The organism is Paenibacillus sp. FSL M7-0656, from assembly GCF_038003225.1.
Lineage (GTDB): Bacteria > Bacillota > Bacilli > Paenibacillales > Paenibacillaceae > Paenibacillus > Paenibacillus amylolyticus.
Genome location: NZ_JBBOOT010000001.1, coordinates 3,163,853 through 3,190,739, shown reverse-complemented (window position 1 = coordinate 3,190,739; position 26,887 = coordinate 3,163,853). Strand labels below are relative to the sequence as shown.

Here is a 26,887-nt window from a genome sequence, read left to right as displayed (position 1 = left end):
TCATTCACGGGAGGACTCTCCATGATCTCATTATATGGTGTAAGCAAACGTTATAACGAGCGCGGTTCCCGTGCAGATCAGGGATTCGAAGCATTAAGCTCGGTGTCCCTCGAAGTGGGACAAGGAGAAATACATGGCATCATTGGATCGAGTGGTGCAGGCAAATCCACACTTCTGCGGATGCTCAACGGGTTGGAAAAGCCGGATGATGGTGAGGTTGTTGTGAATGGGCAGCACCTGACCCAGATGAATGAACAGAGTCTGCGTCAGGCACGAAGATCCATTGGCATGATCTTTCAACACTTCAATCTTGTCAGTAACCGAACGGTGAGTGGCAATGTCTGCATGCCATTGGAGCTTGCGGGTATGCCCCGTGCGCAGCGAGTTGAACGTGGACTTGAGGTGCTGCGGTTTGTTGGACTGGAAGACAAGACGGGGCAATATCCTGCTCAGCTTAGCGGAGGACAGAAGCAGCGTGTGGCGATTGCACGAGCGCTGGCCAGTCGTCCGGATGTGCTGCTCTGTGATGAACCGACCTCTTCGCTTGATCCACAGACCACGAACGGTATTCTGGATGTGCTGCGACATATCAATGAAACGCTGGGCGTGACCATTGTTGTAGTAACGCATGAGATGGAAGTGGCTCGCAGACTATGTCACAGGATATCCGTCATGAAGGATGGGCGACTCGTTCGTACGTTGTCTAAAGCGGAAGTGAGCAGTATCCCTGCTCCGCAGCCTGATCTGTTGACCTCCTTGCTTGCGGGTGACGAATACGGGATGACAGGTTCGTCTCTGTTCCGTCAGGCAGAAAAGGAGGACAAGTCATGAGGTTACCTGAGTCTGTGCTGAAATATCAGCATGAGATATGGCAGGCGATCGGAGAGACTTTTGTTATGGTGGGTATCTCCATTGCGGCAGCTGTTCTGATTGGGTTACCTCTGGGTACACTGCTGTACTTATTCCGGAGAGGACAACGGTATCAGAATCAAACGCTGTCCTTTGTACTCGGCAGTGTCGTTAACATCGTTCGTTCGTTTCCGTTCTTACTGCTGGTTGTATTCATGATTCCATTCACACGGATTGTTGTGGGAACGTCCATAGGTACGCTGGCGGCAACCGTGCCACTCTCAGTTATTGCCATTGCCTACTACGCCAGACTGGTGGAACAAGCGTTGCTGGATGTACCGAGGGGAGTGGTTGAAGCTGCTTCTTCCATGGGGGCATCGACGATGCAACTTGTGGTGAAGTTTTTGTACGTGGAGGCACGATCTGGTCTTGTACTGGGACTCACAACAGCTACGATTAGCTTCATCTCCTACTCGACGGTGATGGGTATTGTAGGTGGCGGCGGTGTTGGTGATTTTGCCATTCGCTACGGTTATCAGCGCTTCGAAACGGAGATTATGGTATTTACGATCATCATTATGATTATCCTGGTACAGATGATCCAATTCACAGGTAGCAGACTGTCCCACTGGCTGGATCGCAGATCCTGAACGGTTGGACCGTGCATTGCATTATTAAGAATAACCAATACAGATTATACGATGAGGGGTAGACATGAAATGAAAGTGAAAATGATGCTTATGTTGCTTGCAGTAATGCTGGTTGTAGCTGCTTGTGGCAAAAAAGAAGAAACACCTGCGGCTGAAGGAACAAAAGAAGATACACAAGCTGCACAAGAAGTTACGCTGAAAGTAGCCACGTTGATTCCACCGATGACAGACGTACTGGATATTGTTAAACCGCTTTTGAAGGAAGATGGCGTCAACCTGGAAGTTGTTGTGCTGTCAGATAACGTTCAACCAAATACGGCACTCGCGAACAAGGAAGTGGATGCAAACTTCTTCCAACACGTGCCTTACATGACCCAGTATAATGAGGCGAACAATGCCAATCTGGTGGCTGTACAGCCTATCTATAATGCCATCTATGGCGGCTACTCCAAAAAATACAAAACGATTGAGGAATTGCCAGAAGGTGCAACGATTGCAATTGCAAACGATCCTTCCAACATTGGTCGCTCTCTTGTAATGCTGGAGCAGAACGGGTTGATTAAGCTGAAAGAGGGCGCAGGTTTTAACGCCACCCAGGCAGACATCACCGAGAATACAAAGAACTTCAAGTTTGAGGAAGTGGACTTGTTGATGCTGGCTCGCATGGTGGATGATGCTGATCTGGTAGCCATGACACCGGCATATGCCAGTCCGCTCGGTCTTACACCGAAGAAGGATGCATTGTTAACCGAGAAGGATGATTCCCATTTTGCAATCACCATGGTTGCCCGTGAGGATAATAAGGACTCCGAAGCGATCCAGAAGCTGGCTAAACGCATGGCGGGTCCAGAGGTCAAAGCCTTCTTCGAAGAGAAATATGCAGATATCGCGATCCCGGCATTTAAATAGAGAATACGTTGGTCCAATGTAAATAACCTTTAGATCTGAGCGATAACGCTTGGATCTTTTTTTTTGTCGTCCGCTCGCTTATTAACAAGTATTTAGAAAGTTAACAATTTGGTCATATCCCCGGAACACTTTATTTAATAGTTTTTTCGTATAATTTGTTTGAAAATAGTTCTTTTGGATTATAAATTAAGAGATTTGTTCGAGTTTTGTAGTGTAAAGAGTGTTTTTCACAAGAAGTGAGACCTAGTTTTTTGAAAAGATGGTTTACAATCTATGAGAGCTATACAAGAGCTATATAAGTTGTATGAATCATTCAGCAATTGGCGGTTGTTCTGTCATCGGAGTGGCAAGTGTAAATAATCACTAGTTCAACTTATAAGTAGATCAAGTAAAACTAAAATTTATCTGGAAGAGGTAGAGAAATTTGTCCCGAAAAAATAGCAAATCGACCTGGTTCAACAAGATGCATAAGAACTTTAAGACCAAGCTGGTGGTGTCCTTTATTGCTTTCCTGGCCATACCTTCGTTAAGTATTGGAGTTTTATCGTATAACAGTGCAAAAGATGAAGTGGAGAAGCAAATTTTACATAGTGCGATGGAAAATGTGAACCTTGCCAGTGCAACGATAGATCTTTCAGTCAATGCCAAGCGGAACCACATTGAATATTATGCGAGTACACTCGCGGAGCAATTGCGTCAAGAAGATGCCGAGGTTCGGGTTGTGAACGAATTGAAGGGGTATGCCGCACAGAACAAAGATATCATCACCATAGGTGTAGGCACAGAGGCAGGTGTGTATCTGATGTCCTCTGATGCGGAGATGCCTGAAGATTACGATCCGCGAACAAGACCATGGTACACAGAAGCGATGGGTACTCCACAGCAGGTCATTGTTACAGACCCTTATATTTCTGCCGAGACAAAAGAGATTACCATTACGATTGCGAAGGCACTGGAAGACCAATCTGGTGTGGTCCAACTGGATCTCAATCTGGCGGACATTAGTCAATTAGTTAGCGGAATTAAAGTTGGAGAAAAGGGACATCTGATTCTGCTGGATGCCAGCGAAAAGTATATCTATCATCCGACGATGCAACCTGGAACAGATGCAACAGAAGATTTTTGGACACAAGTGTATACGAATGAATCCGGTAATTTCAACTATACCTTTGATCAGGTTGATAAGGTCATGTATTACGCCACGAATGCATCCACGGGATGGAAGGTCGCTGGCACCATGTTCTCCTCTGAAGTTGAGGATGCCGCTGCACCTATTCTGAATCGAACGATTATGGTCATCGTTTCTTGTCTTGTCATCGGAATTTTGATCATCTGGCTGGTGATGCGATCGATTGTTAAACCGATCCGTCAGTTGAAGGATCAGGCGATTCAGGTGAGCGAAGGGGATCTAACCCAGACCATAATAAGTACAAGCCATGATGAAATAGGTGAACTGAGTGAGGCTTTTGGCAAAATGCAGCACAATCTGCGTGTGTTGATTCAAAATGTGGAGAACAGCGCCAGTCAGGTAGTCATCTCATCGGATGAAATGACTCAGAGTGCGGAATCAACCAGTGCAGCCAGTGAGCAGGTAGCGCGAGCCATTCAAGAAATTGCGAGTGGTGCGGAGAAACAGACCGAAGGTATTGAACATAACCATCAGGCCATGAATGAAATTACGATTGGTATTACAAGAATCGCCGAACGTTCCATACATGTCGCTGATTTGGCGAAACATACAACCGTACAAGCAGAAGAAGGCGGCAACACCGTCAAGCAGACGGTGAGTCAGATGCAATCGATTCAAGAGACAGTAGAACAGACAAACCAATTGATTCAGGCGTTATATGAACGATCACACCAAATTTCAGCGATCACGGAGTTAATCGGAAATATAGCCAAACAGACAAACCTGCTCGCGCTGAACGCATCCATTGAAGCTGCTCGTGCAGGTACACATGGCAATGGATTCGCCGTTGTAGCAGCAGAGGTTCGCAAGTTGGCAGAGCAATCCGGGCAGTCCGTCAATGAAATCACCGTGCTGACTACGGCGGTACAGGAAGATATGGCTGCTTCCGTTCGCATGATGGAGAAGGTGACTTCAGAGGTTGGAGAGGGCATGGACATCTCTACAGAAGCGATTCGGAAGTTTGAACGTATTCTGGATAGCATGCGGGAAACGACACCTCAGATTGAAGAGATTGCTGCCACATCGCAAGAGATCACAGCAGGTGTGCAGGAAGTATCTGCTGTATCCAATGAGTTGGCAGGCATTGCGTCAGGCAACGCCGCAACTTCCGAAGAAGTGGCCGCTTCCTCAGAGGAGCAACTGGCAGCGATGGAGCAGATTTCTTCCTCGGCTCGTGGCTTGTCTACCCTGGCTGAAGAGCTGCAGCGTCTGATTAGACAGTTTAAGTATTAAACGGGATCGTAGAAGAGAGTATCATACAGGGACAGCATCACATCATGTTTCATTAGAGGGAGTGGACAACCATGCAACTGGAACTCAAAGCCTTCTTACTGCTAACGGATGCGGTCATGATTACAGATGAGGAGGGTGTGATTCTGGATGTGAATTCCGTTTATGTAACCAAAACAGGATTCTCACGGGAGAGCACCATAGGTCAGCCTGCCCGATTGTTAATGGATACCCACTGGAGAGGAAATCAGACCTGGTCCGGCGTAGCCAAACTGATGAAGGCTGATCAGGAAGTGTGGGAAGCCCAAGTTACGATTACATCGGTTCATTTGGATGATTCTCTTTTTTATATCAGCATATTTAATGATGAATTTTCATGAAAAAAAACGTTGTTTGGTGATAAGGGGATGTTAGCTGAAAGTAGTAATTATTTTCAAAAAAATGGTCAATATCGTCAATTGAATAAGGGAGCACGGCATACTATGATTTGTGTACTGAGGAACTGCGACCATGAATCTGACAACATTCATTGAATGCATGAAATCCTGAAGTCGTAATGTGGACGGTGACCATTTGCTACGCGATCTTGTATTAAATTTCACGCTAATTTTGATCTTTGTTTTCCTAATTCATCACTATCTGAACCATACAAATGCTACCCGTTCAACATCCATCACGACTCGGATCATTATTGGTATTACGCTGAGCATGTTGGGCACGGCGCTCTATTATTTCTCTATTGTGCTTGAGGATGGTACATTGTTGAATTTCCGGGCCATTGTGTATCTGCTTGCTGCTTATTTTGGTGGGAGTGGCTCTGCTTTCGTTACTTTTGCATTCATGTGGATGTTTCGGATTAATATGGGGCGTAATCCCTTGTTGGAGAACTGGCAGTATGCGTTGACAGAGTTATTATTTGTTGTAGCCATATGTCTGATCTTTAAGTATATCAGGGGATTTATACAGAAGTGGTTGTCCGGAGCGTTGCTGTTGATTACTGTGTATGAGTTTTCTGCACTAAAGACCAATTCCCCTTCTCTGCTAATGATGGGGCAGATTCTCTTTTTTCAATGTATCTGCCTGCTCTCCGTTATATTATTCCTGTATTATCTGAACCAAAATCATCGATATAGGAGATTGGTCATTCAGAGGGATCAGGAAATGCTAGAGATGCTTCGTATGCAGCCGGGTTTTACTTTTAAAATCCGAAAACACAACGGAAAATTCGAGTATCTTGTGCTTGAGGGAGAGATGCTCTCCCGACTGGGCTTGGATATGAGTAGTCTGAAGCAAGATTACAAACTGGGCACATTGGATATTTTACCTCAGGAAAAGGTAGAATTTCTGCGAAAGCAGTTTAACCGGGCATGGGAAGGGGAATCTTTTTTTTACGAGATTGAGCATGGAGGTTACTATTCGCTGGTGAACGTTCGCCCTCTGCGAGAAGAGGGTGTGGTGAAATATGTCGTGGGATATGGACTTGATATTACGGAGCACAGAGCGGTTAAACGAAGGATTCAAGAAAGTGAAGAGCGATATCGAACACTTGAGCGAGTGTCGGCAGACTGGTTTGTCGGTTTGGATAACAACAGATGTATTGTGTCAGTGAATCAGAAATTTCTGGATGTTCTCGGTCTCGGCAGGCAGGAAGTGATTGGGCGTCAGCTTGAAGAATTGTTGTTCATTGAGCAGCTGGAGACCTGGTTGTTCGTTTTCCAAAAAGCCTTACATCACAAAATAGCACAGGATACGGAACTGAGTTTTATTGTTGGAGAAGGTCATGAGCAGCATGTTCGGGTTCACCTATCCCCTGTTAAAGTATTAAACTCGAGTGAGAAAATTAAGGCAGTTATTCATGACATTTCGGATCACTATAGACGTGTTAAGGCTGACAAAGCAAGCCAGGCAAAGAGTGAGTTTCTCGCATTCATGAGCCACGAGATTCGTACCCCACTGAGCGGTATTATCAACTTTTCGTTGTTGCTTCAACGGACAGATCTATCTCCACAACAAAAGGATTATTTGAGTAAAATCAATGCGTCCTCCCAAACCTTGCTTTCCCTCGTAAATGATATTCTTGATTTTTCGAAAATTGAGGCAGGCAAGCTGATGTTGGAGAAGGTCTCTTTTTCACCAGAGGATGTGATCAAACGTGTGGCAGATCAGATCGGTGTGGCCATCGGGCACAAAGATATCGAAGTGATTTTTACAACCGATCCCGATCTGCCATTAACGGTGATTGGTGATCCGTTCCGACTTGAACAGGTGTTATTGAATCTGCTCAGTAATGCGATTAAATTTACGGAGCATGGATATGTAACGTTGCAGGCAGAGGTTCTTTCATTGGAGGCGGAGCGAGTTCATGTCCGTTTTGAGGTACAGGACACGGGAATCGGAATGTCACCCGAACAATTGGAACGGCTCTTTGTCCCGTTTACTCAAGCGGAACCCTCGACGTATCGAACATATGGTGGCTCTGGTCTTGGGCTGGTCATCTGTTACCTTCTGGTCACCGCTTTGGGAGGAAGCTTGCGGGTGGATAGTGTTTTGGGAGAGTACAGTCTGTTTTCATTCGACTTGATATTTGAACTTGCAGATTCGGAAGAAGAAGAGAGTTTCTCCCTGCAGACACACCCTCTCCTATATGGTGCGAATGATGTGGTTATCATTGAAGATGATGAACGGATGGGCGCAAATCTGAAGCAACTGCTCTATTCATTCGGGATGAATTCGACGCTGTATACTTCCTTGAACCATATGATGGAAAGTGATTGGTATGTCCATCATGTAGATGGGACAAGTTCGATGTTGATCATGTTGGATATGGATGCAGAGGAGACCGTCAACGGATCGTCATGGGATAGTTTCATGAAGCGAATGAATCAAACCAAATTTCAAATGGTGGGTTATACCCATGCTTTTAGTGAAAATGCCCTGTGGAGTGAGGAGAGATCCTTTCGCCCCGATCTCTTGATGATCAAACCGATTACACGTCTGGGATTGTTCGAAGTATTACTTGCACTTCAGGGTGAAGGGCCATTGGAGAAAAACCGGATGATAGAAGGTGATGAATCCTACTTGCTTAAATCCAAAGGGCACATTCTGATCGCTGAAGATCATGAAATCAATCAACTGGCCATTAGGGCCATGCTGGAACATAACGGATTCAAGGTGACGCTGGCAGACAGTGGCACAGAGGTTTTGAAGAAATTGGACGAACAAACATGGGAACTGATTCTGATGGATCTCTATATGCCAGCTATGAACGGAATTGATGCAGCAAGGCACATTCGCAAGATGAGGAAATATGATCGTACACCTATTATTGCGATTACAGCGAATGGTTTAAAAAGGGACCATGAATTATATCTTGAAGCAGGTATGAATGCCATCCTGACTAAGCCCATACATGAACAACAGCTCGCAGACATTTTGGAAATATGGATTGATCTAAAAGGCATAAGGGAGATCAATGGAATTGATGCAGATAAGGCGATCAGACAGATGGACGGCAAGCCGCATATTCTGCAATATGCGCTCACGAAATTCAGAATGGAGTATGGCTCGTTTCAGAAAAAACTGGCGATTCAACATCAGCAACAACAGATTGCTGATGTCATTCGTAGTGTTCATTCTCTTCGAGGCGTAGCTGCGAATCTGCATGCAGTGGACCTGATGTGTGCAGTTCTCCAATTGGAATCGCTCTTGTTCCGTCCGGTGTTCAAAGAAGAGGAACTGCGTTTGGTATTGGAGAAGGTACAACAGGAAATTGATAAAATTACCAAGTCCCTGCCATGGTGATCGGAATGAAGCTGTGTTGTTTTAAGGTGTGAACTTATATCCGACCCCCCAGATGGTTTGAATGTATTGGGGGTTTTTTGGATTGTCCTCAATTTTTTTGCGAAGCTTGGTAATGTGCACATCGATGGTGCGATCATTAATGTACGCATCAATACCACGAATGGCTTCGATCAGGGCATACCGACTGTAGACTTTGCCAGGATTGAGGATAAACAGCTTCATGATCTCAAATTCGGAAAACGTCATCTCCACGCGCTGGTTATTCAACAAAACAGTTCTTCGGGCCAGATCGAGAGATATTCCGGATTCCTGTTCAGTGACAACAGAGCTGTTCAATATAGAGTAACGACGCAATACGGCCTCAATACGTGCCTTCAGCTCCTGCATGCTGAAAGGCTTACATACATAGTCATCAGCCCCGTCTGTTAATGATCGAATACGCTCAGAAACCTCGGTTAAGGAAGAGATGACAATGATGGGGATTGCCGTATGTTGGCGCATGAGAGAACTAGGATTCTTATTACCTGAATCAGGGAGCATCAAGTCAAGAAGCAGGATATCAGGCCGCGCTTGAAGCTGTAGAAGACCATCTCTTGCGTTATCGACACGGATAACATCATACCCTTCACCTTGCAAATACAAGGATAATGTATCGCCTAACATGTTGTCGTCCTCTATGATAAGCACTTTCGTCATGATATTCCTTTCTGAACCCCCTTCTTGTAGAAGGACTAAGATCCATGGATTACTTAATATACCTGATATTTAAAACATGCAACATGAGGATGTCAAGGCTCTAACATGACTCCGAGAAGGTGAGAGACTCCGATTTAATGCTTGCCAAGATGTGGATCAGCTTCACGCTCGATCAGGCGCATCAATTTGCGCTCGGTAGCGCTCTCTGGCGCAGGGGTGTAGACACTGCAACGCAGATCGGAACTACCCTGAACCTGCAACGAAGTCAGATCAAACAACATTTTGCCTGCTTTGGAATGCCTGAACTCGATTAATACGTCCGGGGCACTACTGACGCTGCTTTGTTTCCAAAGGGTATGAAAATCGGGATGTCTGTTCATCATGTCATCCAAAAATAAATTATACCATTCATCATCAACATACTGGCCATAGTAAGCACGAAAAATTGCCAGAAATCCGCTAACAAAATCCTCCCAGTTCACCGCGAGCCTGCGAAACTCCTTTCGATCAAATAACAGACTGATCATATTCCGCTGTTCGGGGGCAATCTGTTCAAAATCAATAAAAACATGCCGGGCTGCATCATTCCAGCCGACAATGTAACAACGCCGATCCGAGATCACGGTAGGACAGTGGTGAAGTTCTTGCAAAATTTTCTGCAAGGAAGGGTGAAGTTGAACCGGTTCTTCTTCCAGTGTGGGTAGCTCCGTATGATGCTCCATGGCGAGCGAAAACAGATATTTTCGTTCATCTGTAGTAAGCCTCAGTGCCGAAGCAATGTTATCCAACACGGAATGGGATACCTGAATATCCCGACCTTGTTCAAGCCAGGTATACCATGTTGTACTCACTCCTGCCAGTTGGGAAACCTCTTCTCTCCTCAGCCCAGGCGTTCTTCTCCGACTTCCAGTGGGTAAACCGACCGATTCGGGGGAAATTTTGGAACGCTGTGTTTTCAGAAAAGTGGACAATGCCTGTAACCTGACATCGTAGTTCAATCCATCACCTTCAATCCTCGTTATCATGGTAGTCATTATACTATTATAATTGACAACTTGTAATAGGATATTCAAAAGTGCACTATTAGTGGCAGAGCGTAAGAGTAAGGTAGACAACAGCGCTGAAGGAGGATGGACATGGAACGAGTCGTGATTACAGGTATGGGAGTTATCTCTCCTCTGGGAAATGATGTAGATACATTCTGGAACGGATTGATTGAGGGTAGATCAGGTGTATCACCTATAGTACATTTTGATACAGCTTCGTACAAAACCAGAATCGCAGGAGTGGTCCGTGATTTTGATGGTGAAGAGCGTTTTGGACGCAAGGAAGCAAGGCGTATGGATCGATTCGTTCAATTTGCTGTTGCTGCTACGGATCAGGCTGTATCACAATCGGGTCTTGTGATGGATGAACTGGACCGTGAACGGGTAGGTGTATATATTGGTTCAGGCATAGGTGGCATCCAGACATTGATGGAACAAGGCAAGATCCTGTCAGAACGGGGACCTGCGAGAGTCAGCCCAACACTGGTACCTATGATGATCTCCAATATGGCGGCAGCTATGGTCAGTATGAGGTTTGGTTGCTGGGGACCGACATTGTCGCCAGTAACAGCTTGTTCCATTGGCAATACAGCCATTGGAGAGGCTTTCCGGTTAATTCGTCATGGCGGAGCCGATGTCATTATTGCTGGAGGAACAGAAGCGGCTGTAACGGAAGTGTCACTGGCAAGCTTCGGTAATGCGACAGCGTTGTCTACACGAAATGAAGCGTTCCAAGCAGCCAGCCGTCCATTTGATGCAGGGAGAGACGGTTTTGTCATGGCGGAGGGTGCTGGAATTCTGGTTGTGGAATCACTGTCTCATGCTCTAGCAAGAGGGGCGAATATTCTTGCCGAAGTGATTGGATATGGTGCCAGTTCAGATGCGTATCATATGGTAGCTACCCACCCGGAAGGACGGGGTGCATATCTGGCGATGAAAGCATCACTGAAAGAAGCTCAGATTGGACCTGAGGACATTGATGTAATTAACGCCCATGCCACCAGTACGGAGGCAGGTGATCTGTCTGAGACGAGAGCCATTAAACAACTTTTCGGGACAGGTGCCTATGATATTCCGGTCACAGCGAATAAGTCCATGACGGGACATATGCTTGGTGCAGCAGGCGGTGCGGAGGCGATCTCACTTATTCAAAGTCTGCGGCATGGCATCATTCCTCCAACCATCAATCAGGAGCAGAGGGACCCCGAATGTGATCTGGATTATGTGCCAAACGAGGCAAGAAAAGCAGAGTTGCGGATTGGGATGTCTAATTCCTTTGGTTTTGGCGGTCATAATGCGGTTATTGTTCTTCAAAAGTATTCATCTTAAGCAAAAAAGCAGCTTTAAGCAGAAAAAACAGCGTAGCCCCATCGGGCTGCGCTGTTCTTTGCTTACTTCGACTTCGGGATCATCCACATACACCGTACCATTGGTTAACGGCCGAGTGGTTGCTCAGGAAGAAAGGGATGTCGATTCCGCCATGCCTTTGTTACCTCGGCTCAACCAGCTCACACGCCAGCGGGATTGCATGAAGAGAACCAGGAACAGGGAAGCTGCTGCAATCAGGCTAAGAATGACAAAACCTGGTGTATAGGATTGATAGCTGCTATACAGTTGACCGAGAATCAGCGGCAGTGCATACCCCCCCAATCCGCCAGCGGCACCCACAATACCTGTCATCAGGCCAATCTCATTGCCGAAACGTTGGGGAACCAGTTGGAACACGGAGCCATTTCCGGCTCCCAGACACATCATACCGAGGAACAACATGACTACTACAACAGGAAGCGGTGGCATGAAGGATACTCCGATTAACATGACACAAGCCCCTGTGTACAGGAATGTTAGCATGCGGGTTCCACCAATTTTGTCCGCCAGATAACCCCCTACAGGCCGGAAGAAACTGCCTGCGATTACACAGAAGGTGGTAATGTCAGCGGCACGAACTGGAGAGAGCCCATACTGGGTGTTGAAGAAGATGGTGAGATAGTTACATAATCCAACGAAGCCACCAAAGGTCACACAATAGAAGGCACAGAATACCCAAGCATCTTTTTGTTTAAGCAGACTTCCATATTGGGACAATTTCTTGGGTTCAGGCCGGTTAGGGCTATTCTTGGCAAAGATTGAAAAGAGGATGAATACAATAACGATCGGTATAATAGCAAGTCCGAACACAACTTCCCAGCTGCCAAAATGCGTAGCCAAGCGATTAGCAAACAACGTCGCGAGTACGGTTCCGCTGTTACCCGCCCCGGCAATACCCATGGCCAGACCCTGATGCTCCTTGCCATACCATTGGCCTGCCAGAGGTAGCGCAGCAGCAAAGGAGGCGCCTGCGACACCAAGCAAGAGTGCCACCACGTACAGTTGGCTTAAGGAGTCAACCCATAACCAGCCGAGTAATAAAGGAACTAAGGTGACGAGCATCCCGATCTGTGCGGTCAGTTTCGGACCAATATAATCAGACATGAAGCCAAGCACAAGGCGCAGGATGGAGCCGCCGAGAATAGGCAATGCGACCAGATTGGCCTTTTCCAGCGGAGTCATCGGATAATCCAACGCTATGACAACTGCGAGTGGACCAAGCATCCCCCATATCATAAAACTGATGTCAAAATACATAAACGCCCCGAAGAGGGTGGGCTTATGCCCGCTTTTCCAAAAACTTTTGCTCTCCATCATCCATCATCGCTCCTCATCCAATTGAGATCTTCGTGATTTGTCTATGTGCTTGTTAAGGCAGAAAAAGGCCGCAATTCGTCCAGATCTGAACGATTTGCGGCCCCGTTGCCGACAGGCGGTACACGTCATTGTGTTCCCGCATCTGAGTTGATCACAGCACTGTGATTTTGATTCAAATTATAATCAAGAGAAAATGTGTATGTCAATAAAAATTACATGATATTTTTAATAATTCATTTTTTAATCGTTATTCGCACTTTTAATGTTAATTTAGTTGACATTAGATTGAGATTCCCTTAATCTGAATCTAATATGAATCCACACAAAGGCGTGTGGATTCCGGAGGCAACGGTGCCCTTTTCCGAATCATGGAGAAGGGATTTTTCTGTTTATTTTCAGGTGAGAGAGAGATAGGGGGGCAGCCCATGAGTAGAAGCAAACTGGTGATTATCGGGAATGGCATGGCTGGAGTGAAGTGTGTCGAAGAGATTATAGCACTGGAGCCTGATACGTATGAGATTGTAATCTACGGCAATGAACCCCGTCCCAACTACAATCGGATCATGTTATCAAAAGTATTGCAGGGTGAGCATTCGTTACAGGATATCATTATCAATGATTGGACTTGGTATGCCGAGCATCATATACGGCTATGTACAGGTGAAACGGTACACCGCATTGATACCCGTGGAAAATATATAGAGACGGAATCCGGACTAAAAGAAACCTATGATGTCCTGATTCTGGCGACAGGGTCTTCACCTTTTATCCCACCGATTCCGGGAATTGATAAAGAGCGGGTCATGTCCTTCCGAACGATTGACGATTGTACGCGCATGTCTGATTATTCCAAAACCTATCGCAAGGCCGCCGTCATTGGTGGCGGATTGCTTGGGCTAGAGGCTGCGCGCGGGTTACTGCATCTGGGCATGGAAGCTGTGGTGGTCCATAACGCACCTTACATTATGAATCGGCAGTTGGATCAGAAGGCTGCCACGATGCTTCAGGAGGAACTTGAAGGGCAGGGTATGTCCTTTCTTTTGGCCAGAAATACGCAAAAAATCACCGGACGATCGCAGGCGCAGGGGCTGCTCTTCACAGATGGTTCCAAGCTTGAAGCTCAGGTTGTCATTGTCGCTGTAGGAATTCGGCCAAATGTGGACCTGGCCAGACGAAGTGGAATCGCCACCAATCGGGCAATTATGGTAGATGACTATATGCGCACCAGTGTACCGGGTATTTACGCAGTTGGGGAATGTGCTGAACATCGGGGAATTAGTTATGGTCTGGTGGCCCCCTTATACGAACAGGGGAAGGTGCTCGCACGTACACTCTGTGGACAGGAAACGCCTGAATACAAAGGATCAATTCCATACTCACAGCTGAAGGTATCGGGGGTTGATGTTTTCTCGGCAGGCGAGATCAGTGGGGAAGGCATGCAGACCGCAATTCAACATCTGGATGGCATTCAAGGCACATATAAAAAAGTACTGATGCAGGCTGGCAAAGTGCGCGGAGCCATTTTATTTGGAGATACAACCGAAGGAACGGCATTGCTTGGACTTGTGCAACGAGGCGCAGATGTGGCGGAATTGGCTCCGCGTGAAGGGGCTCCGGACCCGGCTGAGATTGCTGCTGCGGCATTACCGGCTCAGGAGACCGTATGTGCCTGCAACAATGTGACCAAGGCTGCCATTATGAAAGCTATTCAGGAACAGGGTCTCGAGACGGCAGATCAGGTGAAGGAGCAGACCAAGGCGTCAGGTTCATGCGGTGGCTGTCGCCCGATGGTGGCTGCTCTGTTGAAACATACGCATAACCTGAAAAATAACGGGGGTACTGGCGTGGTAGCCACACCAGATAAACCTGCTCCAATGCCTGTTTGCAGTTGTACGGATCTTGGGCATGCAGAGTTAAAGGGAATACTGGCTGACATCAATGTTCTGGAGACAGGGCTACCAGACATATCTTTGATCTTGCAGAAGCTGGGTTGGGGTTCGGAACATGGCTGCGCGGTATGTCGCCCCGTAATTCATTATTACTTACAGGTATCCGGTGGAACGATGGTTGTTCGAGAGATCGAAGGTCACTCAGAGGTTCAGGTGCGCTGGGATGATCAGATCCCGCTTTCATCCTATGCGAGGGATGCGGGTAGCTTGGCAGCACAGCTTCGTACGAATTGGATCGGCGCAGCGATGCCGTCGCCGGTGAATATGGGAGTTGCACCAGGGCCCGGTTCGTTGGTGAGCGCACTGGTGCAGGATATTGGCTTGCTGGCTTCACCAGCTGGATGGGAGATCTACGCAGGCGGTCATGCAGAGCATCCGGTCAAACAAGGTGGTTTGATTGGGGTGGCTGAAACAGAGGTGCAAGCGGCCACACTCGCATCAGCCTGTCTTCAATGGTATCGCCAAACCGCTTGGTATGATGAGCCGTTATGGGCATGGACGGAACGATTGGGATTCATGTCGATTCGGGAAACGCTGCTGGATGACCAGTTACAGAAGGAACTTGCAGCTACACTTCAAGCTGATATATAGATGAAAGGCGGGGATGGAAAGATGGGATTATCCGTGAGTTCAGAACCAGCAGCCTCCAAGCTGTATGTAAAGGAGACCCAGTGTCCGTATTGCAGTGTGCAGTGCAAGATGACTGTTGAAGAACTGGCTGCACCTGTTGCAGGCCAGCGTCGTGGTGAGTATACGGTTCAGGGTGTCCCGAATGAAGCCTCTCAGGGCAGGTTGTGTGTGAAGGGTATGAATGCTCATCAACATGCACTCAGTGGTCAACGATTAATGCATCCATTCATTCGTCGTAATGGCGAGCTTGAACCCTGTTCCTGGAAGGAGGCCATTCAGACCATCGTAGAGCGGTTTCAGAACTTGAGGGATTTATACGGAGCAGATACGGTCGGAGTATACGGGGGCGGATCTCTGACAAATGAAACAGCCTATCTGCTCGGCAAGTTCGCCAGAGTTGCATTGGGGACAAAATATATCGACTATAATGGACGGTTCTGTATGTCAGCTGCGGCTTCAGCTGGAAGTAAAGTGTTCGGGATGGATCGTGGGTTGACGTTCCGACTGTCTGATATTCCCAAGGCGGGCTGTATTGTACTCGCAGGCACCAATATTGCAGAATGCCAACCTACCCTGTTGCCCTACTTCAATCAGGCCAAGGAGAACGGGGCGTTCATTATCGTTATTGATCCACGCAAGACGGCAACCGCTGCCGTTGCCGACCTTCATTTACAGGTGAAGCCTGGCATGGATGCTCTGTTGGCAGATAGCATGTTGAAAGTGATTATGGATGCCGGATTGGTGAACCTTCATTTTATAGACAAACGAACGCATGGTTACGAGCAATTGATACAAGGGTTGGCTGATCTGCAACTCGAACAGGCGGCACAAGCGTGCGGGGTTGATCTGGCGCTGATTCGTCAGGCGGCGATGGCATACGGTGAGGCAGAGACAGGCATGATCATGACAGCACGTGGTGTGGAGCAGCAGACGGATGGACATATGGCAGTGAGACACTTTTTGAACCTGGTGCTGGCAACTGGAAAAATTGGTAGAGAAGGCTGCGGATATGGTGCCATCACAGGTCAAGGCAATGGGCAGGGCGGACGGGAGCATGGGCAGAAGGCTGACCAGCTGCCGGGCTATCGATCCATTGAAAATGAAGCCGATCGTGCCTATGTGGCATCCGTCTGGGGTGTGGACGCTGCAAGTTTGCCAGGCAAAGGGGTATCCGCCTACGAGATGATGGAGAAGGTCCATGATCAGGAGATTCGGGCGTTGCTTGTAATGGGCTCCAACCCGGTCGTATCCAACCCCAATGTGCGTTTGGTGGAAGAAGGTCTGCGCAAGCTGGACTTTCTGATCGTGGCAGACATGTTTCTGTCCGAGACAGCGCGAATGGCTGATCTGGTTCTGCCGGTTACATCTTATATGGAGAATGAAGGTACATTGACCAATCTGGAGGGGCGTGTTCTGCTTCGTGAACAGGGGCGGCCTGCGCCGGGAGAAACGCTCGATGATTGGGATATATTATGCCGGATTGCCGCGCAATTGGGTAAAGCTTCTTATTTTGAATATGACACTGCTGAGGATATCTTTAATGAGCTTCGGGTGGCGAGTCGTGGCGGAGTGGCTGATTACTATGGCATTACCTATGAGCGTTTGCGTAACGAGAAAGGGGTATACTGGCCGTGTTCTGCCCTCGAAGATCAGGGAGAAGGACTGCTGTTCGGTGAACGATTCGCTCACCCGGACGGCAAAGCGGCATTTACATTTGAATCCAGCCCGGGCTGGAATGATATATCTTCGGAGTTCCCCTTAATTCTCACCAATGGGCGTGTGCTGCCTCATTATCTTACAGGGGTGCAGACACATCGCAGTCCGGCATTGGCAGCTCGTGAATTGGAGAACTTTGTTGAACTTCACCCGGCTACCGCTGCCCGTTATCGCATTCACGATGGAGAGTGGGTAGAGATTCAATCGACGTACGGAAGCTTCACGGTTCGTTCGCGCATCAAAGATTCGATTCGGGAGGATACCTTGTTCGTGCCGATGCATTGGGGCGGCATTCAGAATGTGAATCGGGCCACCAGACCTGAGCTAGATCCGTTCTGCCGGATGCCTGGGTTCAAGACAGCAGCTGTAACCATTCGACCTTTGCGCTTGGTAAGATGATTCATAAAATTACAGGTTACCGGCGACATAAACTGTTCTGATGTTAGCTTAGCGGCTGCGCAGTCCATATTTATATGAGACTGTGCGGCTTTTTTTGCGTATATGTACGCAAGTAGGCCATAGTTCCGTGGTTCCACGTAAACATGAGGATTGGCTCATGAATATGGATTGAATTTTAGTTATGATGTTTATTAGGGGTACATATGTACGTATTTTTATTTTATTTTAGAGACAGATAGTCATTTCGAGTTTAGGATATTCCGCATCGTGGTATAGATATCGGGGCTTATGGAAGCTTCTTCAAATAGAGCAGGACAAGGGAGGTAATGCAGTGAATGTATGGATAACGGTAAAAAGTCTGGGCAAGCGCAAGCCGGTACTTGCCAAGCAAGCTGCCGAACTTCCGGAAACAACTCATACGTTAAGGCAGCTCATTGAGAACATGGTGGCTGTACAAGTAAAAGCACTTCAGGACAAGAAACAACAGGCAGAATTGTTCGCCTACCTGATGCCGGATGATATTGACGCGCAAGGAGCGGTGGGGAAAGTCGGGTTTGGCGCAGTATACAATGAGGGTGTTCCTGATCTGAATGTTGCGATGGAGACAGCTATAACCGCCTATGAGGATGGGTTATATAAAGTATTTCTCAACGATGAAGAATTGCAGGAGCTGGATGAGTCGCTTGTTGTAAAAGACGGAGATAACGTGGTGTTTATTCGTTTTACAATGCTAGCCGGGCGTCTGTGGTAGAGAACGATGAAGGAGGAGAACAGGATGAATCAGGAAGAGCAAGTACAGGTGTATATGGATGGATTGCAGGAAAGAGCCAAGTCGTTAACAGGGGTACAGCTTGAGCTGGCAGGCTATGTTGTGGAGATCGCCGGGTCTACGTATTTACGTGGAGACGAAAAGATGTTTTTGAATACTGATAAGTTGCTTGGAAGGTTGGCTGCAGAAACGCAGAAACCATTATTCGAGCCACTACTGGATGTGCTCCAGCATCTGGCGAGCGAGTCATTGGTTGCACGATTCCGTTATATCGCAGAGCGTGCGACTCGTTTCCCATACAGTAACAACTATGAACGCCGCCCTTTCCGCACATCCGATCCGGAGCAGCATGTAGAACAAGTCATCCGTAAACTGATGGGATTGTTCCGTATGGAAATGAAAAATTTCTCGCTGGAAGAATATGTGTCACTTCGTGAGTACAAGCTGGATTATTTGCATGAGATCCGTTGGGTCCTGGCGGATTGTATCGCTTATGAACTGGATCATCAGGGCGGAGATATGAAGCAGGCGCTGCATGATATTATCTATGGTGACAATCAGACGGCGCTGTTAACCCATGAAATGATCAAAGGTATATTCATGAGCGATCAGGCGGATGCCTATCAGATGGTGGGTGAGCTGCTCGTTGCAGCAAGGTTGCAAGAAGGGCTGCGCCAAAGCATTGTGGAGCGGATGGATGAAGGGACACTGGAAGCCTATATTTACATATTAAAAATCATTATCGACAACAACCTGATTCGTTTCAGTTCCGTGGTAAGAGCGCTTGCCGTATGGACGGGGATCGGTATAGAAGCAGCCAACCAACGTGTTGCGGCACAGTTGATTGAACAGGCCTATCAGGCGCTTGTGCAACCAGAAGTACGCGAGGCCTGGCAGCAGGAAGCTAACGCCAACAAACTCTTTATCAGTCTGTGGGCGACAGCGGTCATTGAAGAGAATGAATTGAAGAGCAAGATAATCGAGATTATGGATCAAGGTCAGTTATATCAGAAGATTGTTGCTCAATATGTACTGGCTAACAGCCAGAACAGGGAGCTTCGTTTGGACATTGCACGTCGTTATCTGGAGGCGCAGGATACCGAGTTGATGCACTGGATTGTGACCAACTATGATGCGATGTATATGTACAACTGGAGTTTCGAGAATGGAGAGAATCAGCGTAGCGTCTACGTGTGGCCATTGCCTGCTCTTGGAGATAAGGGCTTGCGGCGTCAGGACTTTGATCGGTTCAAACAGATGCTGGCTGCCATTCCAAAAGGAGGGTCAGGTGGACCATCGGGTGTACTTGAGTATGTTCACTACCGGATTGATACGGATGATGTAGTCAAGAAAATGTTATATTTGGCCGCTTATGATATGGACCCGGAATGGATCGGGGAGGTCATCGCAATCAAGGACCGTTTAAGCCCGGAACTGCGCGGAGAACTGTTGTCCCAGTTTGTTCAGCATCCCGATAATGAGGTGCAAAGACAGTTTGTGTTTGAGAGTTTGTCTGATAAAAGCATCAGTAATCGGGAGAGTGCACTCGCCAAAGCGAAGCTGCTCACGTTGACGGTTGATGAGATGAAACAGATGGAGTCGTTGATGAAGCTCAAAACAGGCTCACTTCGTCAGAAGGTCATTCATGTATTGTTACTGCAACCCGTGGACCAATTGGAGGTCTCGCTGAAGCGACTTTTGCAGGCCAAGAGTGAACTGCAGCGCTTGGGTGCGCTAGAATTATTGACCGAGATTGCGGCAGATCCAGAGCGGATAGATCAGCAGGAGCAATTGCAGCCATTGGCGCAGCTGATTGAGACACCCACTGCCAAGGAACAGAAACTGTTAGATAAGCTGACCGATCAGGGCAGTCGTTACACAGCCTCTAATGGATTTGGTTTATTTGATCCGAAGCGACGTGAGCCATTGCTGGATGAGAAGCGTGATCTCAAGGGCCATAATCCGAAGGATATCTTTACACTCTCTCTGGATAAGACCAGACCATTTCTGGAGGGACTTAGTGAATTAGTGCATGAACACAGGGATTATGAGTATCAAGTGGAATACTACGCTGGCTATAAAGACACATTGTTAGTCGGAGCGAGTCTTCGCTCCAAGGTTCCATATGGAGAGCGGAATGAAATGAAGCAGATGGAACAGTTCCCACTTCATGACGTATGGGAGAACTATATTCAACATGCCGGGTTCAGCAGTGTGGAATTGATGCAGCTATACATGGCTATACAGCTCGGGGAGTTCAATGGCAATTTGAGCGACCATTACAGTTATTTCCGTGAGCAGTATGACTATGACGAATTGCAGAAGATTCCGTTATTGGAAGGCTGGCGCAAGTCGTTTGCCGAACGGATCTATCCTCTGGATGACATCGAAAAGCTGCAGCAGATGCTGGATTCGTTAACGTATAAGGATCAGGTAGTGGCACTGATATCGGCGGCATTTCAAGATAGCGATCCGATCGACACGTTTGAAATAGCTGAGAAAACCTGGGCCTCCATCATCGCAAGTATGCCTGCTGATCGACTCGAAAAAGAGTCAGGCATGCTTCATATTCTGACTGGACCTTGGAATTATGTAGTTCGTGGCAAAATCCATGACGATAACAGCTTCAAACGTTTCTTCCAGACAGCTTACCAGTTCACCAGTCTTGTAGAGAGTAGTCAACCGCTGTCTTTACTGTCACTTGAAGATTTCCTGCGTGCGTACCAGTTGAACCTGATTGATGATCAAGAGATATATCGACAGGTGCTGGTCGGTGGGAATCGTCTGTTGTTTATTCGGGACTTAACATCCACTCGTACAGAAATGATTGCGAGTGATCCGAAGCTTGTTCAATTGCGAGATGCGGTGGTCGATCGCATTCTGGAGATTGAGCTGACCCGGGGAGAACTCTCTACAGAAGTAAGCACACTTGCCATGAAACTGGATCGAATTGAAGGCATGGAACACTGGGTACATCTGGTCTCTGCGATGGATCAGGATACATTTGTCCGTGGATATATCTATAGTTATGGAGACAACACAACACGTAAAGAGACGTTTAGCTATCTAATTCAGAATTGTCATCCACGGGATGGAGAAGATGAGAAGCGTCTTGGGGAATTGCTCCAGAAGTATCCGGTGAATGAGAAAAAATTGCTGGAAGCAGCCATGTACGCCCCGCAGTGGATGGAGATTGTAGCGAAACATCTGGGATGGGAAGGTCTACGCAGTGCAGCTTGGTACTTCCATGCTCATATTAATGAACGCTTTACTGCGGAGAAAGAAACCATCGTGGCCCACTATTCTCCAATCTCACCACAGGACTTTAATGAAGGTGCGTTTGATATCGCTTGGTTTGAAGAAGCCTATGCTGCTGTCGGGGAGGAACGGTTCAATCTGTTATACGATTGTGCCAAGTACATTTCCGGGGGATCTAACCACCGCAGATCCCAATTGTTCGCAGATGCTGCACTAGGCAAGCTTCGACTTGACGATATGCGTGAGTCCGTGTCAGACAAGCGAAACAAGGATCATTTGTTAACCTACAGTTTGATTCCATTCGCTGTAAATCGCGAACAGGATCTGCGTGAGCGATACGACTTCATTCAGAAGTTCCTGATGCAGAGCAAACAATTCGGTGCGCAACGCCGTGCCAGTGAAGGTGTGGCATCACAGATTGCACTGGGCAATCTTGCTCGTAATGCAGGTTATGCCGATGTTACGCGGCTGATGTGGGACATGGAAGCACGTAAGTTGGATGAGATGAAATCCTTCTTTGAACCTCATGCATTGGATGCTGACACGACAGCACAATTGGTCATTGATGAGGAAGGCCAACCCGAGATGGTTATCGTTAGCAAAGGGAAGACACTCAAATCTGTACCTGCCCGGTTCAAAAAAGATGGATATATCGCTGAACTGAAAGAGCTGAAATCGGATCTGGTGGATCAGTATCGCCGGGCACGGCAGGAGCTGGAACGTTCGATGACTGCTGGAACGTCATTTACAGGTGAGGAAATTGCCAGTCTGATGCAAAATCCGGTTATACAACCGCTGGTAAGAACACTTGTCTTCCAGTCAGGTGACAAGACTGGGAGATTCGATGTATCGTCCAGTGGTTTGGTTGCTCCAGGACCGGAGGGTACGATCCAGGCACTATCGGAACAGGATCAACTGTTGATTGCTCATCCGCTTCATCTGTATCAGAGCGGAAGCTGGAGTGAATTCCAGCGGGATCTGTTCACCCGTCAGGAGCGTCAGCCGTTCAAGCAGGTATTCCGTGAGCTTTATCTTCCTAACGAGGACGAATTGGCTAATGGTACGGTGTCTCGCCGATACGCCGGGTATCAGATTCAACCGAAAAAAGCAGTAGCTCTGCTGAAAGGACGCCAATGGACTGTCAGTTATGAGGAAGGTCTGCAGAAGGTAAGTTATGAGCATAATCTGATCGCGAATCTCTATGCCATGGCAGATTGGTTCTCACCAGCAGATACCGAAGCACCTACCTTGGAGACGGTGCAGTTCTACGATCGCAAGAGCTACAAATCTGTAGCGCTGCAAGATGTGCCGCTGACGTTCTTCTCCGAAGTTATGCGTGATATCGATCTGGTGGTCAGCGTTGCACATGTGGGAGGCGTAGATCCGGAAGCTAGCCTGACAACAATCGAGATGCGCCACGTCATTGTGAACGAATCGTTGCGTCTGCTGAAGATCGACAATGTACGTTTGGACGGGAATTACGCACGAATTGATGGTGAATTAGGTGAGTATGCTGTTCATCTGGGAAGTGGTAATGTGTTCAAACAAGCCACAGGTGCACTTCATATTGTTCCGGTGCACAGTCAGCATCGGGGTCGAATCTTCCTGCCATTCCTCGATGAAGATCCGAGAACAGCTGAGATTCTGTCCAAGGTGATGTTGCTCGCCGAAGATAAAAGGATCAAGGACCCGCAGATTCTTGCACAGTTACAGAACTAGAAGTGATTGAACAGAAGTGAGCCGCCCCTCTTGGGGCGGTTTTTTATTTGCTACTCCGATTTCAATGTAACTTCGAATCTCAATATAACGAGTGTAGAACAAGAATCATGGATGGAAAGTGAACAATATGGAGCAATTCCAACATAAAGGCAGCTGAAGAACCTGTTAAAAGGGACCTCAGCTGCTTTTATATTTTTGGATATTTCAATGGACCGGATTGGTTCCGTTTACAAATAGACTTAGGACCCAGAGTGTGTCGATATATTCCTTAATCTGATAATTAATTGCATTAATTGGTTGATCGGGAGTGGGTCGAACCGACTGTTTTTAAAAGTAAAGAATTTGTTCGAAAGTAGTTACGGAAATGTAAATAATTCGTTTTCTTGTTTTGTTATCTGAATTGTTAACATGGTGATTCCAAAGAACTAGGCTTGTTCTAATCGGTCATTTACCAAATTTAAGGGGATGTAATTCATGATCATGTCGGCTATCGTTAGGAAGCGAAATCTGCTGACTTGCTTGCAGGCTGCAGTTTCAGAAGCCATGTGCAGGACGACCTGAATGCTTGAAAGACTGGGATCAAGCCAGTTTGCATTCCCTTGTATACATGTATTCAATATGTGCACAAGAAAAATGATCAAGAGAGAAGGAGAACTTACAACATGAACAGAAGACTCAATCTGATTTTCCTCAAACGATGGTTTATGTTATTAATCATCGTGGCGGTTGCGGCTATGCCTCTGCACGCCTTCGCCGCGGAGGCGGAATCCGGGGCTGATCGGCCTTGGATGAACACATCTCTATCAGCGGAAGAACGCACCGAGCTGCTGCTCAAGGAGATGACGCTGGAGGAGAAAGTTGGATTCGTAACCGGTAAAGTAAATAACTATTATGGTTTCTATAATGATGGATTGGAGCGCATCGGCATTCCGGCATTACAGATGGCAGATGGACCCGCAGGAGTACGTGTGGCTAACCCGGATGTGCAGGACAAAAAGTCCACGGCATTGCCTGCACCCATCGCGCTTGCCGCTTCCTGGGATACCAATCTGGCCAAGAAATATGGCGATCTGATCGGTCAGGAAGCACATGATACAACACATAATGTAGTGCTCGGACCTGGGCTGGATATTGCACGTACACCATGGGGTTCCCGGAACTTCGAATCTCTCGGGGAAGATCCGCTACTTGCTTCCGGCATGGGTGCAGCGTATGTGAACGGGATTCAAAGTAATCCAGTTATCGCTACAGCGAAACACTATATCCTGAACAACCAGGAGACGGAACGTTTCACGACCAATGCAACAGCCAGCGAACGTGCCATTCAGGAAGTCTATGCACGTCCGTTCCAGGCGATGGTCGAAAAAGCGGATCTTGGTTCAGCAATGTGTTCATTTAACCAGGTGAACGGTACATATGCTTGTGAGAACAAGGAGATGCTGACCAATGTCCTTCGGGATCAGTTTGGCTTCGAAGGGTTTGTCATGAGTGACTACGGTGCAAACTTCAGCACAGCCAAGTCCGCCAATGCGGGTCTGGATCTGGAGACACCGGGAGAGCCTTACGGCAAATGGGGAGACAAATTGCTGGAAGCCGTGAACAATGGCGAAGTCAGCGAGCAAACCGTTGATGAGAAGGTTAGACGCATTTTGCTTCAAATGTTCGATAAAGGGCTGTTCGATAACCCTGTAACGAATACACAAATCAATGCTAAGAAAGACGGCAAACAGGCACGTGAAATTGCAGAAGAGAGCATGGTTCTTTTGCAAAACAACGATAATGTGCTGCCGCTGTCCAAGAAAAACGTGAAATCCATCGCTGTCATCGGTCCGGATGCAGATAACGCATCTGCTGCTGGTGGAGGTAGCAGTCTGGTTAATCCGACGTATACTGTAAGTCCACTTCAAGGCATTCGTAACCGTGCCGGTAACGGTGTGGATGTAAAATATGCTGCCGGAACCGATCCTATCTCCGCAGGAGATGCATTTAATGGACCATCCGCCGTACCTTCTACTCTTTTATCACCAGCGGATGCTCAGGAAAGTGAAAGAGACTATGGTACAGATCGTGCGGAATACGGTCTGCGTGCTGAATACTGGACGAATAAAGATATGGAGGGTAATCCTTCTTTGGTCCGTACAGATAATCAGGTCAACATGAATCTTGGATTCTACAACTATGAAGGTTTTAACGCGCAATCTTCCAAGCTTCCAGTGACACCTACGAAATTCAATGCCAAAATGTCTGCTCGTTGGACAGGGGCGATCACAGCACCTCAAACGGGTGAATATAAACTGTCCCTGACCAGTCTAGGTTCTGCGAAACTGTATGTGGATGATAAGTTACTCGTAGACAATCAAGGTGAAACATTGAGTACAACGAAGAAAGAAATCACATTCAAAGAAGGTGAGTCCCACAATATTCGAATTGAGTATCGTACGGACTTCCCGGTACAGACTAATCATGATATGGGTGCACAGGTTCGTTTTGGCTGGGAAGCTCCAGAAGACGCTGTGGATATCAAAATGCAAAAAGCAGTTGATCTGGCGAAAAAATCCGATGTTGCCGTCGTGGTAACTCGTACGTATGACAGTGAAGGTTATGTAGACCGTTCCGATCTGGAACTGCCGAATAACCAGGAGCAGCTGATCCGCAAGGTAGCAGCAGCCAATCCAAAAACGATCGTGGTGCAAATGAGTGGTCGCGCTGTTGAAATGGATTCCTGGCAAAAAGAAGTGCCATCCATCGTTCAGGCTTGGTATGCAGGTCAGGAACAAGGTAATGCAGTGGCACGTGTGCTGTTTGGTGATGTGAATCCATCCGGTAAGTTGCCGGTGACGTTCCCATCAGATGATTCCCAGACCCCGGTATCCACTGCGGAACAATTCCCGGGTATTAACGGGGTGGGCAACTATTCCGAGGGTATCTTTGTAGGGTATAAAGGATATGACAAAGAAGGCATGACACCGGCGTTTGCCTTTGGACACGGACTGTCGTATACCGATTTTAATTATCGTAATCTGCATGTGAAAAACACTGGCAAAGGTGATAAGGAAACCGTAGAAGTATCCCTGAATCTGCGTAATACCGGTAAAGTTTCCGGTGCAGAAGTTGTACAGGTCTATGTTGGCAATCTGCCAACCAAAGTCGAGACCCCGGAGAAACAACTTGCTGGCTGGGCGAAGGTAGATCTGAAAGCAGGCAAGCAACAACGGGTCAACATTCAACTGGATCGCAGCGCATTGTCCTACTGGGATGAAACATCCCATGAATGGGTAATGCCTAAGGGTAAAGTCCAAGTGTATGTTGGCAGTGCATCGGATGATATCCGTCTGACAGGCAGTGTGAATATCGGAAGCAAGTCCGGTAAATAAAAGTTCAATAAGGGAGAT

General features: G+C 47.3%; 15 protein-coding genes. 12 read left to right on the top strand and 3 right to left on the bottom strand.

Annotation, left to right across the window (positions count from 1 at the left end; all coding sequences use genetic code 11):
* Positions 1-21 precede the first annotated feature (21 nt).
* The 6 genes from MHI01_RS14125 (at position 22) to MHI01_RS14100 (ending at position 8,628) form a co-directional block, all read left to right on the top strand.
* Complete coding sequence (locus MHI01_RS14125; RefSeq protein WP_339285597.1) at positions 22-831, top strand: methionine ABC transporter ATP-binding protein; 810 nt, start codon at positions 22-24, stop codon at positions 829-831.
* On the top strand, positions 828-1,499 hold the full coding sequence (locus MHI01_RS14120) for a methionine ABC transporter permease (RefSeq protein WP_339285599.1): 672 nt from the start codon (positions 828-830) through the stop codon (positions 1,497-1,499). Before MHI01_RS14125 ends, MHI01_RS14120 begins: the two co-directional genes overlap by 4 nt.
* A 51-nt stretch (positions 1,500-1,550) precedes the next feature.
* The gene (locus MHI01_RS14115) at positions 1,551-2,408 is read left to right on the top strand and encodes a MetQ/NlpA family ABC transporter substrate-binding protein (RefSeq protein ID WP_339285600.1); all 858 of its coding nucleotides are present in this window, start codon (positions 1,551-1,553) and stop codon (positions 2,406-2,408) included.
* A 424-nt stretch (positions 2,409-2,832) separates the two neighbouring features.
* Entirely contained in the window at positions 2,833-4,830 is a 1,998-nt protein-coding gene (locus tag MHI01_RS14110) for a methyl-accepting chemotaxis protein (RefSeq protein ID WP_405158575.1), read from the top strand.
* A gap of 71 nt (positions 4,831-4,901) precedes the next feature.
* Entirely contained in the window at positions 4,902-5,207 is a 306-nt protein-coding gene (locus tag MHI01_RS14105) for a PAS domain-containing protein (RefSeq protein ID WP_036672654.1), read from the top strand.
* Between the two features lie 178 nt (positions 5,208-5,385).
* Positions 5,386-8,628, top strand: coding sequence for a hybrid sensor histidine kinase/response regulator (locus tag MHI01_RS14100; RefSeq protein WP_339285603.1), 3,243 nt, complete (start codon positions 5,386-5,388; stop codon positions 8,626-8,628).
* 21 nt (positions 8,629-8,649) lie between these two features.
* On the opposite strand, the gene MHI01_RS14095 is transcribed toward MHI01_RS14100, so the two are convergent.
* Together MHI01_RS14095 and MHI01_RS14090 are read right to left on the bottom strand one after the other, a co-directional pair.
* The gene (locus MHI01_RS14095) at positions 8,650-9,324 is read right to left on the bottom strand and encodes a response regulator transcription factor (protein ID WP_076253483.1); all 675 of its coding nucleotides are present in this window, start codon (positions 9,322-9,324) and stop codon (positions 8,650-8,652) included.
* A 134-nt stretch (positions 9,325-9,458) separates the two neighbouring features.
* Positions 9,459-10,322, bottom strand: a complete 864-nt coding sequence (locus MHI01_RS14090; RefSeq protein WP_036672651.1) for a helix-turn-helix transcriptional regulator — start codon at positions 10,320-10,322, stop codon at positions 9,459-9,461.
* A gap of 138 nt (positions 10,323-10,460) precedes the next feature.
* Here MHI01_RS14090 and fabF point away from each other — a divergent pair, with 138 nt between their 5' ends.
* On the top strand, positions 10,461-11,699 hold the full coding sequence (gene fabF / locus MHI01_RS14085) for a beta-ketoacyl-ACP synthase II (protein WP_076253482.1): 1,239 nt from the start codon (positions 10,461-10,463) through the stop codon (positions 11,697-11,699).
* Between the two features lie 123 nt (positions 11,700-11,822).
* On the opposite strand, the gene MHI01_RS14080 is transcribed toward fabF, so the two are convergent.
* A complete protein-coding gene (locus MHI01_RS14080) occupies positions 11,823-13,052 on the bottom strand; it encodes a nitrate/nitrite transporter (RefSeq protein WP_076253512.1) in 1,230 nt (409 codons plus the stop codon).
* Positions 13,053-13,480: 428 nt separating this feature from the next.
* Between MHI01_RS14080 and nirB the strand changes: the two genes are divergently transcribed.
* The 5 genes from nirB to MHI01_RS14055 all read left to right on the top strand — a co-directional run bounded on the left by nirB (position 13,481) and on the right by MHI01_RS14055 (position 26,869).
* Positions 13,481-15,595: a nitrite reductase large subunit NirB gene (nirB, locus tag MHI01_RS14075; protein ID WP_340983427.1), complete on the top strand. Its 2,115-nt coding sequence runs from the start codon at positions 13,481-13,483 to the stop codon at positions 15,593-15,595.
* Between the two features lie 21 nt (positions 15,596-15,616).
* Complete coding sequence (gene nasC / locus MHI01_RS14070) at positions 15,617-17,749, top strand: assimilatory nitrate reductase catalytic subunit NasC (protein ID WP_340983426.1); 2,133 nt, start codon at positions 15,617-15,619, stop codon at positions 17,747-17,749.
* Between the two features lie 331 nt (positions 17,750-18,080).
* Complete coding sequence (locus tag MHI01_RS14065) at positions 18,081-18,500, top strand: hypothetical protein (protein ID WP_253505778.1); 420 nt, start codon at positions 18,081-18,083, stop codon at positions 18,498-18,500.
* A 24-nt stretch (positions 18,501-18,524) separates the two neighbouring features.
* The gene (locus MHI01_RS14060) at positions 18,525-23,495 is read left to right on the top strand and encodes a DUF4132 domain-containing protein (RefSeq protein ID WP_340983424.1); all 4,971 of its coding nucleotides are present in this window, start codon (positions 18,525-18,527) and stop codon (positions 23,493-23,495) included.
* 662 nt (positions 23,496-24,157) lie between these two features.
* Complete coding sequence (locus MHI01_RS14055) at positions 24,158-26,869, top strand: glycoside hydrolase family 3 C-terminal domain-containing protein (protein ID WP_340983423.1); 2,712 nt, start codon at positions 24,158-24,160, stop codon at positions 26,867-26,869.
* Positions 26,870-26,887: the final 18 nt, after the last annotated feature.